Raw genomic sequence first — 13,411 nt, 5'->3', positions numbered from 1 at the left:
AACAATGCACCCAAGCCTGACCGAAACACCTGCCCTGTCGCGCCGTGGCCTGCTGAAATTCAGCCTCGGCGCCACCGCGTTCCTCGCCACTGCCGGCCTTGGCGCCAGCCTCAGTGGCTGTTCATCGAGTGTCGCGGCCAACGGCTTCGTCACCTTGCGCGACGGCGACCTGTTATTCCTGCGCGCGTTGATTCCGATCATGCTCGACGGCGCCGTGGCAGCTGAAAAAATGCCTGGTGCCGTCGATGGCACGCTCAAGTCGCTGGACTACAGCCTCGATCACTTGTCGCCGGAGATGCTCAAACTCACCCGGCAACTGTTCGACGTGCTCGGCATGGCCGTCACGCGCGGGCCGCTCACCGGCATCTGGGGCAGTTGGGAAAACGCCAGTCCCGAGGCCATGCGCCACTTCCTCGAACGCTGGCAGAACAGCTCATTGAGCCTGTTGCGCATGGGCCACAGCTCCCTGCAGCAAATGGTGATGATGGCCTGGTACACCCGGGCCGAGTCCTGGGCGCACTGCGGCTACCCCGGCCCGCCTACCGTTTGAAACCGAGGCTCGCTCCCACAAGGGAATGCATTTCAATGTGGGAGCGAGCTTGCTCGCGAAGGCGCCATCCGCCTCACCACCACACCCAGAATAATAAAGAGAACCTGATCGATGCCCGTACCCGACCCGTTCCGCGAAGGCCTCGCCCGTGGCTGGAAAACCTATAACGGCGCACAACTGACCGACGACCTGACGCTGCAAGCCGACGTCGCCATCATCGGCAGCGGCGCCGGTGGCGGCACCACGGCGGAAATCCTCAGCGCCGCCGGCTACAAAGTGCTGCTGATCGAAGAAGGCCCGCTCAAGACCAGTTCCGATTTCAAGATGCTCGAAGACCAGGCCTACAGCAGCCTCTATCAGGAAGGCATCGGCCGCATGAGCAAGGACGGCGCGATCACCATCCTGCAGGGCCGTGCAGTGGGCGGCACCACCCTGATCAACTGGACATCGAGCTTCCGCACCCCGGAGCCGACCCTTGAACACTGGGCCAAAGAACACAACGTCAAAGGTCACAGCCCGGCCGAGATGGCGCCATGGTTCGAGAAAATGGAGCAGCGCCTGGGCGTCGCGCCATGGATGGTCCCGCCCAATGCCAACAATGACGTAATCCGCAAGGGCTGCGAGCGGCTCGGCTACAGCTGGCACGTGATCCCGCGCAACGTGCGCGGCTGCTGGAACCTCGGTTACTGCGGCATGGGCTGCCCGACCAACGCCAAACAGTCGATGATGGTCACCACCATCCCGGCGACCCTGGAAAAGGGCGGCGAACTGCTCTATCTGGCCCGCGCGGAAAAACTGCTGATCAACGGCGACAAGATCTCCGGCCTGCAGTGCGTGGCGATGGATGAGCGCTGCGTCGCACCGACCGGGCGCACGATTACGGTCAAGGCGCGGCATTACGTGCTGGCCGGCGGCGGCATCAACAGCCCGGCCCTGCTCTTGCGGTCGGACGCGCCAGACCCGCATCAGCGTCTTGGCAAACGTACGTTCCTGCACCTGGTGAACATGTCCGCCGGGCGCTTCGACGAAGTGATCAACCCGTTCTACGGCGCACCACAGTCGATCTACTCGGATTATTTCCAGTGGAAGGCCGGCACCAGCGGGCCGATGGGCTACAAACTCGAAGTGCCACCGCTGCACCCGGCGCTGGCGGCAACGCTGCTGGGTGGCTTCGGCACACAGAACGCCGAACATATGGCTGATCTGCCGCACACCCACGCGATGCTGGCGCTGCTGCGCGACGGTTTCCACCCGGACAGCCCCGGCGGCAGTGTCGAGTTGCGCGGCGATGGCTCGCCGGTGCTCGACTACCAGGTCTCGCCTTACGCCTGGGAAGGCTTGCGCCGAGCCTTTCACAGCATGGCCGAGATCCAGTTTGCCGGCGGCGCGAAATCGGTGATGCCGATGCACGCCGATGCGCGTTACGTGAAAACCCTGACCGAAGCCCGCACGCTGATCGACGGTCTGAGCCTTGAGCTGTATCGCACGCGCCTGGGCAGTGCCCACGTGATGGGCGGTTGTGCGATGGGCGAAGACCCGAAAAACGCGGTCACCGACAGCCTCGGCCGGCACCATCAACTGAGCAATCTGTCGATTCACGACGGCTCGCTGTTCCCCACCAGCATCGGCGCCAACCCGCAATTGTCGGTGTACGGGCTGACCGCACAGTTGGCGACTGCCCTCGCCGATCGGCTGAGAAATCCGTGAAAAAACCGATTAATCGCGTCGTCTATAGTGCTTTCTTACCCAACAGGCGACTTGGCCGACCGGGACGGCTGCGATACCATCCGACTCCCCAACGGACTCCCGCCAGGACGACGCGATGAACCGAGTGTTGTACCCAGGTACCTTCGACCCTATTACCAAGGGCCATGGCGATCTGGTCGAACGCGCCTCGCGCCTGTTCGATCACGTGATCATTGCGGTCGCCGCCAGCCCGAAGAAAAACCCGCTGTTCCCGCTGGAACAACGGGTCGAACTGGCTCGCGAGGTCACCAAACACCTGCCGAACGTGGAAGTGGTCGGCTTCTCGACGCTGCTGGCGCATTTCGCCAAAGAGCAGAACGCCAATGTGTTCCTGCGTGGTCTGCGCGCGGTGTCGGACTTCGAATACGAATTCCAGCTGGCCAACATGAACCGCCAGTTGGCCCCGGACGTAGAGAGCCTGTTTCTCACCCCGTCCGAGCGTTATTCGTTCATTTCCTCGACCCTGGTGCGGGAAATCGCGGCACTGGGCGGCGATATCAGCAAGTTCGTGCACCCAGCCGTGGCCGATGCCCTGACCCTGCGCTTCAAAAAGTAGGAGCTGCCGCAGGCTGCGATCTTTTGCTTTTAAAGATTGCAGTCTCGTGCCCTTGATCGCAGCCGCGTGCACTGCGCTCGCCAATGCGGCACAATTGCGCGCATTGATTTATTGCGCCCGGGCCTGCCGCCCCGGCTGGAGTTAGCATGTCCCTGATCATCACCGACGATTGCATCAACTGCGACGTCTGCGAACCCGAGTGCCCGAACGCCGCGATTTCCCAAGGCGAAGAGATCTACGTGATCGACCCGAACCTGTGCACCCAGTGCGTCGGCCACTACGACGAGCCGCAGTGTCAGCAGGTCTGCCCGGTGGATTGCATTCCACTGGACGAAGCCCATCCGGAGACTGAAGAACAGTTGATGGAGAAATACCGCAAGATTACCGGCAAGGCCTGACTCGCTAAAAAAGATCGCAGCCTTCGGCAGCTCTACATGGATCGCATTCCTCTGTAGGAGCTGCCGAAGGCTGCGATCTTTTGATCTTGCCCTTCACTCGCGCTGCTCAAACCCTTCCCCCGTACACCCCAGACAGCGCACGAACGCCGCTTTCGCCGGGTCGACCACCAACGCCTGCCCCGCATCGCCCACCCCGCCACCCAGCGCGGTAAACGGCAACGACACCACAAACACCCCGGCACCCAACACCGTCGCCACCACCAGCAACGGGCGGGCGATCAGCAAGTCACCGATCATGGCGTAGGCGGGTGGATTCTGGATGGTGTAGCGCGGATCGCCGCTGCCGCTTTCCGTGGCCTGAACCGCCAGACTGGAACACAGCAACAGCGCGAAAACGAGGACTTGCAGGGATTTCATGGCACGATCCTTCGGGCTGAACAGTGAGACAACTCACTATAGACCGTAGGACTTTTTCAGCCGTTTGCTTCAGGTCTGGCAGCGCGGGCAGAACACACTGGCCCGCTGACCGAGCTTCACTTCGCGCAGACCGGTGCCGCAGACCTTGCAGTGTTCACCGCCACGGCCATAGACAAACAGTTCCTGCTGGAAATACCCCGGCTGCCCGTCACCGCCGATGAAGTCGCGCAATGTGGTGCCGCCACGCTCGATGGCCGCGGCGAGGATGCGTTTGATCTCGATCGCCAGCTTCAGATAACGCGCCCGGGAGATGCTCTTGGCCTCGCGGCGCGGATCGATCCCGGCGGCGAACAGCGCTTCGGTCGCATAAATGTTACCGACGCCGACCACCACCGCGTTGTCCATGATGAACGGCTTGACCGCCATCGAGCGCCCGCGCGACAGCTGAAACAGGCGCTCGCCGTCGAACAGATCGGTCAACGGTTCCGGCCCGAGACGAATCAACAGTTCGTGATTGAGCGGATCAGTGCTCCACAACATCGCGCCAAAGCGGCGCGGATCGGTGTAGCGCAGGGCCAGCCCGGATTCCAACTCGATATCGACGTGCTCGTGCTTCAACGCCGGCAGCCCGACCTCCACCAGACGCAGGTTGCCCGACATCCCCAGGTGACTGATCAGCGTGCCGACCTCGGCGTTGATCAACAGGTACTTGGCCCGCCGTTCGACCAGCACGATGCGCTGCCCGGACAGACGCACATCAAGGTCTTCGGGGATCGGCCAGCGCAGCCGGCGATCACGCACGATTACCCGGCTGACGCGCTGGCCTTCCAGGTGTGGGGCAATGCCCCGGCGGGTGGTTTCGACTTCCGGCAGTTCAGGCATGGCGTCCTCGAATCAATGCGCGCCGAGGTCGCGGATCGTTTGTTTGAGGGTTTCGAAATCGTAGTCCGACAGGCCCACGTAATCGAGAATCAGCGCCCCGATGCTGTTCCACTCATGGTCTTCGGTCTGATTGCCCAAGACCCGATAAGACGCACAGATGTGTTCGGACATCTTGAGAATCGCCAGCAGATTCTTCATCTGGCTGTTACGCGAGGACTCGTCGCTGAAAATCGCCAGCGCGTTGTGGTGATTGGCGATGGCCGCGCTGACGTGTTCCGGCAGGCGCCACGACTTGGCGGTGTAATAACCGACCACCGAGTGGTTGGTGTTGAACTCGGCGTTTTCGGTGTCCACCACCCGGCACTCGGCGCTGGCATTGGCGTAAGCCGTTTCCAGCACCGACATGTAGTTGGGGAACCGTTGCAGCATCAACGGCACGCCACAATCGTGGAACAGGCCCAGTGCATAAGCCTCGTCGCCAGCCTGGGTGCCGATGCGCTTGGCCAGGGTCAGACAGGTCATCGCCACGTCCTGGGCGGTGTCCCAGAAACGGTTGAGGGTGACGATGGTGTCGTCGTTCATCTCGCCCTTGATCGACTGCGCGTTGATCAGGTTGATGATCGAACGACTGCCCAGCAAGTTTACGGCGCGCTGGATCGAGGTGATCTTGTTGCTCAGGCCGTAATAAGGCGAATTGACGATTTTCAGCAGAGAACCGGACAGACCGGGATCTTGGGCGATCAGCTTGGCGATCACCTCCAGGTCCGGGTCGGGCATGTACTGCTCCATTTGCAGATCCACCATGATCTGCGGCTGCGCGGGCACGCTGATGCCCTGCAGGGATTGTTGAATCTGTTCGGTGGTCAGCTCTTGGGACATAAGTACACACTCTGGGACAGGCGGCGATTCTAACCTCTAAAAACCGCACGACGACACACCAGTGGGCAATTGTCAGGAACTTTCATTCACGCCCTGGCTTCGGATTTTGTAATGCCGATCGGACAATCGAGCACCGGCTCGGCGGCAAATTCCCACAGACTCAGGAGCTTATCGATGGCCACTCCCCTCAACGGCAAACGCGTCGCCATTTTGGTAACAGACGGTTTCGAACAGGTCGAATTGACCGGTCCCAAGCAAGCACTGGAGCAGGCCGGCGCCCAGGTCGACATTCTTTCCGCCGAGGCCGGTAAGGTCAAAGGCTGGAACCACGACAAACCGGCGGACGACTTCAAGGTCGACCAGACCTTTCAAGGCGCCAGCAGCGAGCAGTACGACGCGATCGTCCTGCCGGGCGGCGTGCAGAACTCCGACACCATCCGCATCGACCAGGACGCCCAGCACCTGGTCAAGACCGGCGCCTCTGCCGGCAAACCGATTGCGGTGATCTGCCACGGCGGCTGGTTGCTGATTTCCGCCGGGCTGGTCAACGGCAAGACCATCACCAGTTACAAGACGCTCAAGGATGACCTGGTGAATGCCGGGGCCAACTGGGTCGATAAAGAAGTGGTCAAGGACGGTATCCTGATCAGCAGCCGTCAGCCGGATGATATTCCGGCATTCAACAAGGAGTTGATCGACGCGCTGTCTGCGTAGTTCTCAGGACTGCCTTCGCGAGCAAGCTCGCACACTGGTCTGTGCCGGTCACAAATCCCCTGTGGGAGCGAGCTTGCACGCGAAGAGGCCATCTGCGTTTCATCGCACTCCAATCCCGGCACCAGCCCCAACACGGTATACTCCCGCTCTTTTTTCCGGAGCGACGTCATGTCCCTGCCTAGCCTGCGCCTCAAAGCCAATGCCGACCGTCGCCTGCGCAACGGCCACTTGTGGGTCTACAGCAACGAAATCGATGTGGCCGCCACGCCACTGCACGGCTTCAAGGCCGGCGATCAGGCGATCCTCGAAGCTGCTGGCGGCAAGCCGCTGGGCATCGTCGCCATGAGCCCGAACAACCTGATCTGCGCTCGCCTGCTGTCACGCGACATCAAACTGCCGCTGGACAAATCGCTGCTGGTGCATCGCCTGAACGTCGCCCTGTCGCTGCGCGAACGCCTGTTCGACAAGCCGTTCTACCGCCTGGTCTACGGCGACTCCGACCTGCTGCCGGGTCTGGTGGTCGACCGTTTCGGCGACATCCTCGTGGTCCAGATCGCCTCGGCGACCATGGAAGCGCATAAAGATGACGTGATCGCCGCACTGACCCAAGTGCTCAAGCCAAGCGGCATTCTGTTCAAGAACGATTCCGCTGCCCGTGATGCCGAAGGCCTCAACCGTTACGTCGAAACCGTGTTCGGCCTGGTGCCGGAGTGGGTCGCCCTGGAAGAAAACGGCGTGAAGTTCGAAGCGCCAGTGATCGAAGGCCAGAAAACCGGCTGGTTCTATGACCACCGCATGAACCGCGCCCGCCTGGCTCCGTACGCCAAAGGCAAACGCGTCCTTGACCTCTATAGCTACATCGGTGGCTGGGGCGTGCAGGCGGCGGCGTTCGGCGCCAGTGAAGTGTTCTGCGTCGACGCGTCGGGCTTCGCCCTCGACGGCGTTGAGCGCAACGCTGCGCTGAACGGCTTCGCCGACAAGATGACCTGCATCGAAGGCGACGTGTTCGAAGCCCTGAAAGAGCTCAAGGCCAGTGAAGAACGTTTCGACGTGATCGTTGCCGACCCACCGGCGTTCATCAAGCGCAAGAAAGACATGAAAAACGGTGAAGGCGCCTACCGTCGTCTGAACGAGCAAGCCATGCGCCTGCTCACCAAGGACGGCATCCTGGTCAGTGCTTCGTGCTCGATGCACCTGCCGGAAGACGATCTGCAGAACATCCTGCTGACCAGCGCCCGTCACCTGGACCGCAACATCCAGATGCTCGAGCGCGGCGGTCAAGGCCCGGACCACCCGGTCCACCCGGCCATCGCCGAAACCCGCTACATCAAGAGCATCACCTGCCGCCTGCTGCCTAACAGCTGATTGGCAAACAAAACGGGGAGCCCAAGGGCTCCCCGCTTGCTGTCTGGCGATGCAACGTCGCCGAATATCTGCTTTCTCTATGCCGTCCTACCTATAACTTCCCAAACAAGTGAAGGAAATTTCCCTGCGCACTTGATTTACCACCCTATAACTTACAAATATTCTTTAGTCGTGCGACCACTCCGACAAAATTACTGGAATTTTCCTACTTAATAATCACTTGCCAATAACTCATTACAAACTATGATTAAGTTGTCACCACGAGGTGGCACTCACTATCACTGAACATGGAGTTCACACTATGAAAGCAATTACTCTGGAAGCTAACAAAATCGCAAACCTGGCTTTTCTGGTTGCCCCTAAAACCCGCTAAGTAAGGTGGACGCTGGGGAGTGCCGGCACCCCAGCGTCCTTTCGACTTTGTCCAGAGCGAAGAGCCAACATGCACATCAATCCTTATTTATTCATACTGCCGCGCACGCCCGGACTTATTGTCTGGAACTACAAAGAACACACTCAATATGAGCTCGATATCGACTACTCATCGAGACTCGCCAAACTTATTCACGACCCGAACCAGTTTGACAGCCGTAACACCATAGACATACAACTATTAAACACCAACATACTAACCATTACTAAAATAGACAGTCCCGAATGGGGCTGGGATGAACTATCGAAGATTTATCATATCGGCACACAGAACATTCCCTGTGAACAAGTGCCGCAGAATATCCATGAGTGGTCCCGACAATACCTGGATCACTGCAACGAAGTACTGGCCGCAGAAGCGCCTGACACGGAGCGCCCGGCTCAGAGCGTCGAACGGCGCATCATGCTGCCTGCCCCCATCACATTGACCGAAAGCAGCCTGGGCAATGCACTGCTGCAGCGAAAGACCTGCCGCTCCTTTACCGGTGAAGCCATCACCCTCGAAACCGTTGCCACGTTGCTGTACCTCTCGCTCGGTTATCTCGACGAACGGGAAAATGATCGCGACGCGAGCATCGTCCCAGGCCTCGGCGCCCGGCGTAGCAGCCCCTCGGGTGGCGGGTTGAACGCCTGCGAAGGTTTTGTTCTGGCGCAGAACGTCAGCGGCCTGGAACCCGGCATTTACGCCTATCACCCGGCCGAGCATGCCTTGACGCCGGTCGGCCCTCTGCCCGAGCCGGCGCTGGGTCATCTGCTGGCCGGGCAACACTTCATCAACAACTTGCCGTTGGGGCTGTTCATCACAGCGCGCTTCGACAAGCTCTGGTGGAAGTACCAACACTCGCGGGCCTACCGCATGGCCTTCGTCGAAGCCGGCCACCTTTCACAGTCATTCCAGCTGGTGGCCACGACCTTGGGCCTCAACACCTGGCTGACAGGGGCATTCGGTGATCATCAGGTCGAAACCCTGCTGGGTATCGAAGGCAGCGCCGAACAACCGCTGTTCTTTGTCGGCTGTGGCGCGAGCGAAGGCCAGGCGATGTGTCAGGAAATGCAGGATCTGCTCCGGGAGACGCAAGCATGACGGCACCACTGGCAGATCCATCTCCGGCACCCGTTTCCTGGGCGCACCGATTTACCCTCGGCGACTGGAACAGCCACGCCTCGGTACGCGCCAGCCACCACGACTACCTGTTGCCACCCGACGTGCAGCAACAGCTGCAAACCCGTTTCTGGTTCCCGCCGGCCTTTCTGCCGTACTTGGCGCACCCTGCCATCCAGGCCGCAGGTGCAACTGTCATGCACCGCCTGACCGCTAATCATCTGGTGCATTTTCTCGACTACACCACCCTGCTCGAACACCGCATCGTCAACCGGGCGGTGGAAACCATCGTCCACGGCGAATTGCCTGTCTACGTCCCGCCACGGATGAAAACTGCAGCGCTGCAGCTCTATACGGATGAGGGCTACCACGCACTGTTTTCTGATCGACTCGCCAGCCAGATCGCTGACTTGCACGGTTTCAGCGCACGTCCGGTGATGCCTTTGCGAATCACCCGAATGAACGCCCTGATTGCCCGCACTGCCGAAAACAACCGCCCGCTGGCATGGTTTCTGCTCGGCTTCGTCTCGGAAACCATCATCGCCCGGGAGCTGCTGGAGGTCTGCCGCGAAACGCTGGTCACCAGCGTGAACGACATGCTGCGCGATCACCTGAGTGATGAGGCCCGCCACAGTCGCTACTTTTGCGAGGTGTTCCATTATCTGTGGCTGACCCTGAACAGCCGCCAGCGCACCTTCACCGCCCGAACCCTGGTGGATGTCATCGGGATTTTCTTCGAAGTCGATGAACGCTGGCTGCGGCAGAGCCTGCGGGACGCCGGCATTGCCGACGTCGACGTGGCGCAGATCGTCGGCGGTCTGGCGACCGCGCAGGCCAACCGGCAACGAGCACGATCAGGTGCCGGCGCCACGCTGCAGGCACTGGAGAAGGCAGGTTTCTTTGCGCTGCCACATAACCGCAAACTTTTTGCCAAGGCAGGACTGATCGATGAATAACCGAGTGCACACAGGCAATGCCCGACAACGCCGCGGCGCCGTCAGTCTGCTGCTGGCCATGGTCCTGCTTGGGGTGTTCCCGCTGGACGTGCTGCTGCCCTCGTTCCCTGCATTGGCCGAACACTTTCGCAGCACCCCGTCGGACATTGCGCTGTCGATCAGCCTGTTCGCCGTGGGGATTGCGTTTGCACAGCTGTTGATCGGGCCACTCTCCGATGTGATCGGGCGCAAAGGCCTGCTGCTCGCAGGCATGGGGGTGTCGATGCTGGGAGCACTCGGCTGCACCATGACCCGCGACTACACCCTGTTCCTGGCCTTCAGGTTGTTGCAGGCACTGGGTTGCGGCTGCTTCGTGCTGTCTCAGGCGCTGGTCCAGGACCTGTTCGACGGCGAGGAGCGCGATCGCTTGCGCATCCTGATGGTGACCGCGACGGGGATCTTCATTTCAGTGTCGCCGCTGGCCGGCACCTTTCTGCAGGCCACTCTCGGCTGGCGTGGCAGTTTCTGGGTGTTCACCGCACTGGCAGCGGCGGTGCTGATCAAGGCCTGGTTTTTTCTGGATGACAGTCATCGCGTCGTCCGCAACACGCCCCTGAACTTCCTCAATGCGTATCGCCGGGTGCTGGGCGATTTCGAGTTCGTCGGTTACTGGCTCATTTCCGCGTTTGCGTTTGCCTGCCACTTCTCCTTCATCGTCATCTCACCGCTGATTTTCATGGATCAACTGCAGCTGTCGGCCTATGAGTTCTCGCTGATTCTGCTGGTCTATGGTGCGGCCTATATCGTTGGCGGTATTGCCGCTGCGCTGTTGAGCCGACGTATCAGCTCCGTGCAACAGATCGTCGCGGGGTTGAGCCTGATCCTGCTGGCGGGGCTGGTGATGCTGTTCATGACACAGCACTTCGCGCTCTCGCCAGCCACGGTGCTGATTCCGATGCTGATCTGTACCGCCGGCACCACTATTGCGCGGCCGGCCGCCACCTCTCGAGCCATGGGCCTGTTCCCGGAAAACGCCGGTACTTGCGCCTCGGCCGGCAGCACGATCATTTTCATCTGCGGCGGATTGATCAGCGCGCTGATCAGCCTGAGCCCGAGCAACCTGCAAGCGACCCTCGGGTACTGCTTTGTCCTGCTCAGTTGCATCGCACTGGCCTTGAACAAGCGAATCAGCCAGCGCGCCAGAGTCCTCGAAAGCAGCGCCAACGCCACCACGACCGGCGATTGAGCCTGCCGGTCGTCATGCCACACGCACCGTCGGCACTGGAACAATGCTTTGCGCCATTCCCTCCAGACGCCAGCGGTGTAGAATCGGCTGATTCATCGCCATTCATCCCCCGGCGGGTTTATGAGCTCAGGCTGAGGCAAGCGGCGATCCCGCAAAGTCATCGGCCACTTCCGGACACACGGCCATTTCTGAGTGTTCCAGACGTCAATAGAAGCTCACTTCCCTTTTGATACCTGATTAGCCGCCCGGAGTGCTCCATGCCAGATTACCGTTCGAAAACATCCACCCACGGCCGCAACATGGCCGGCGCCCGCGCACTGTGGCGCGCCACCGGGATGAAAGATGACGACTTCAAGAAGCCGATCATCGCCATTGCCAACTCCTTCACCCAGTTCGTTCCGGGCCACGTGCACCTCAAAGACCTCGGTCAACTGGTTGCCCGTGAAATCGAACGCGCCGGTGGCGTCGCGAAAGAATTCAACACCATTGCCGTGGACGACGGCATCGCCATGGGCCACGACGGCATGCTCTATTCGCTGCCGAGCCGCGAGATCATCGCCGACTCCGTCGAGTACATGGTCAACGCCCACTGCGCCGACGCCATCGTCTGCATTTCCAACTGCGACAAGATCACCCCGGGCATGCTGATGGCGGCTCTGCGCCTGAATATTCCGGTGATCTTCGTGTCCGGCGGTCCGATGGAAGCCGGCAAGACCAAACTCGCTTCCCACGGCCTCGACCTCGTCGACGCCATGGTGATCGCCGCCGACTCCAGCGCTTCTGACGAGAAAGTCGCCGAGTACGAGCGCAGCGCCTGCCCGACCTGCGGTTCGTGCTCCGGCATGTTCACCGCCAACTCGATGAACTGCCTGACCGAAGCCCTGGGCCTCGCCCTGCCAGGCAACGGTTCGACCCTGGCCACCCACAGCGACCGCGAACAGCTGTTCCTGCAGGCCGGCCGCACCATCGTCGAGCTGTGCAAGCGTTACTACGGCGAGAACGACGAATCGGTGCTGCCACGCAACATCGCCAACTTCAAGGCGTTCGAAAACGCAATGATGCTCGACATCGCCATGGGCGGTTCGACCAACACCATCCTGCACTTGCTGGCTGCCGCCCAGGAAGCCGAAATCGATTTCGACCTGCGCGACATCGACCGTCTTTCGCGCAGCGTGCCGCAACTGTGCAAGGTCGCGCCGAACATCCAGAAGTACCACATGGAAGACGTGCACCGCGCCGGCGGCATTTTCAGCATTCTCGGTTCGCTGGCCCGTGGCGGCCTGCTGCACACCGACCTGCCGACCGTGCACAGCCGCAGCATGGAAGAAGCCATCGCCAAGTGGGACATCACCCAGACTACCGATGAAGCGGTGCACCACTTCTTCAAGGCAGGCCCTGCCGGCATCCCGACCCAGACGGCGTTCAGCCAGTCGACCCGTTGGGAAACCCTGGACGATGACCGTGAAAACGGCTGCATCCGCAGCTTCGAACACGCTTACTCGAAAGAAGGTGGCCTGGCCGTGCTGTACGGCAACATCGCCCTCGACGGCTGCGTGGTGAAAACCGCCGGCGTCGACGAGTCGATCCACGTCTTCGAAGGCAACGCGAAGATCTTCGAAAGCCAGGACAGCGCCGTGCGCGGCATCCTCGCCGACGAAGTGAAGGAAGGCGACATCGTCATCATTCGCTACGAGGGTCCGAAAGGCGGCCCGGGCATGCAGGAAATGCTCTACCCGACGTCGTACCTGAAATCCAAAGGTCTGGGCAAAGCTTGCGCACTGCTCACCGACGGTCGTTTCTCCGGCGGTACTTCGGGCCTGTCCATCGGTCACGCTTCGCCAGAGGCTGCGGCCGGCGGCGCAATCGGTCTGGTGCAGGACGGCGACAAAGTGCTGATCGACATTCCGAACCGCTCGATCAACCTGTTGGTCAGCGATGAAGAACTGGCTGCACGCCGGGTCGAGCAGGACAAGAAAGGCTGGAAACCGGTCGAGCAGCGTCCACGCAAAGTGACCACCGCCCTCAAGGCCTACGCCCTGCTGGCGACCAGCGCCGACAAGGGTGCCGTGCGTAACAAGGCGATGCTCGACGGGCTGTAAGCCTTAAGCGTCGAACACAAAAATGCCCCGCCAACGTGCGGGGCATTTTTTTGCCTGATGATTGAAACTCAATCCCCTGTAGGAGCTGCC

General features: G+C 60.7%; 13 protein-coding genes. 10 read left to right on the top strand and 3 right to left on the bottom strand.

Annotation, left to right across the window (positions count from 1 at the left end; genetic code table 11):
- The first annotated feature begins 4 nt into the window (after positions 1 to 4).
- The 4 genes from KKQ10_RS07065 to KKQ10_RS07050 all read left to right on the top strand — a co-directional run bounded on the left by KKQ10_RS07065 (position 5) and on the right by KKQ10_RS07050 (position 3,250).
- A complete protein-coding gene (locus KKQ10_RS07065) occupies positions 5 to 550 on the top strand; it encodes a twin-arginine translocation pathway signal protein (RefSeq protein ID WP_215500639.1) in 546 nt (181 codons plus the stop codon).
- Positions 551 to 661: 111 nt separating this feature from the next.
- Positions 662 to 2,257, top strand: coding sequence for a GMC family oxidoreductase (locus KKQ10_RS07060; protein ID WP_215500638.1), 1,596 nt, complete (start codon positions 662 to 664; stop codon positions 2,255 to 2,257).
- A 115-nt stretch (positions 2,258 to 2,372) separates the two neighbouring features.
- Positions 2,373 to 2,852, top strand: coding sequence for a pantetheine-phosphate adenylyltransferase (coaD, locus tag KKQ10_RS07055; RefSeq protein WP_003229157.1), 480 nt, complete (start codon positions 2,373 to 2,375; stop codon positions 2,850 to 2,852).
- 146 nt (positions 2,853 to 2,998) lie between these two features.
- Positions 2,999 to 3,250 (top strand): YfhL family 4Fe-4S dicluster ferredoxin, encoded by a 252-nt coding sequence (locus tag KKQ10_RS07050; protein WP_003195146.1) that lies wholly within the window; start codon positions 2,999 to 3,001, stop codon positions 3,248 to 3,250.
- A gap of 93 nt (positions 3,251 to 3,343) precedes the next feature.
- Here KKQ10_RS07050 and KKQ10_RS07045 read toward each other — a convergent pair whose 3' ends face one another.
- The 3 genes from KKQ10_RS07045 to KKQ10_RS07035 form a co-directional block, all read right to left on the bottom strand.
- Positions 3,344 to 3,667, bottom strand: coding sequence for a multidrug transporter (locus tag KKQ10_RS07045; RefSeq protein WP_127647943.1), 324 nt, complete (start codon positions 3,665 to 3,667; stop codon positions 3,344 to 3,346).
- Positions 3,668 to 3,736: 69 nt separating this feature from the next.
- Positions 3,737 to 4,549, bottom strand: coding sequence for a bifunctional DNA-formamidopyrimidine glycosylase/DNA-(apurinic or apyrimidinic site) lyase (gene mutM / locus KKQ10_RS07040; RefSeq protein ID WP_003229159.1), 813 nt, complete (start codon positions 4,547 to 4,549; stop codon positions 3,737 to 3,739).
- A 12-nt stretch (positions 4,550 to 4,561) separates the two neighbouring features.
- Positions 4,562 to 5,374: an HDOD domain-containing protein gene (locus tag KKQ10_RS07035; RefSeq protein ID WP_215500773.1), complete on the bottom strand. Its 813-nt coding sequence runs from the start codon at positions 5,372 to 5,374 to the stop codon at positions 4,562 to 4,564.
- A gap of 228 nt (positions 5,375 to 5,602) precedes the next feature.
- Here KKQ10_RS07035 and KKQ10_RS07030 point away from each other — a divergent pair, with 228 nt between their 5' ends.
- From KKQ10_RS07030 to ilvD, 6 genes are all read left to right on the top strand, one after another.
- Complete coding sequence (locus tag KKQ10_RS07030) at positions 5,603 to 6,142, top strand: type 1 glutamine amidotransferase domain-containing protein (protein WP_127647945.1); 540 nt, start codon at positions 5,603 to 5,605, stop codon at positions 6,140 to 6,142.
- 168 nt (positions 6,143 to 6,310) lie between these two features.
- Positions 6,311 to 7,507, top strand: a complete 1,197-nt coding sequence (locus KKQ10_RS07025) for a class I SAM-dependent rRNA methyltransferase (RefSeq protein ID WP_102358738.1) — start codon at positions 6,311 to 6,313, stop codon at positions 7,505 to 7,507.
- A gap of 442 nt (positions 7,508 to 7,949) precedes the next feature.
- The gene (locus tag KKQ10_RS07020; RefSeq protein ID WP_127647947.1) at positions 7,950 to 9,023 is read left to right on the top strand and encodes a SagB family peptide dehydrogenase; all 1,074 of its coding nucleotides are present in this window, start codon (positions 7,950 to 7,952) and stop codon (positions 9,021 to 9,023) included.
- Positions 9,020 to 9,997, top strand: coding sequence for a diiron oxygenase (locus KKQ10_RS07015; protein WP_215500637.1), 978 nt, complete (start codon positions 9,020 to 9,022; stop codon positions 9,995 to 9,997). Before KKQ10_RS07020 ends, KKQ10_RS07015 begins: the two co-directional genes overlap by 4 nt.
- Complete coding sequence (locus KKQ10_RS07010; protein ID WP_215500636.1) at positions 9,990 to 11,222, top strand: multidrug effflux MFS transporter; 1,233 nt, start codon at positions 9,990 to 9,992, stop codon at positions 11,220 to 11,222. The genes KKQ10_RS07015 and KKQ10_RS07010 overlap by 8 nt, the downstream gene beginning before the upstream one ends.
- Before the next feature lie 257 nt (positions 11,223 to 11,479).
- Positions 11,480 to 13,321, top strand: coding sequence for a dihydroxy-acid dehydratase (gene ilvD / locus KKQ10_RS07005; RefSeq protein ID WP_007964170.1), 1,842 nt, complete (start codon positions 11,480 to 11,482; stop codon positions 13,319 to 13,321).
- Positions 13,322 to 13,411 lie beyond the last annotated feature (90 nt).

This window comes from Pseudomonas sp. MG-9, assembly GCF_018729515.1.
Classification (GTDB): domain Bacteria; phylum Pseudomonadota; class Gammaproteobacteria; order Pseudomonadales; family Pseudomonadaceae; genus Aquipseudomonas; species Aquipseudomonas serboccidentalis.
Note: the sequence above shows the minus strand (reverse complement) of the source record. Positions and strands in the feature narration are given on the sequence as shown.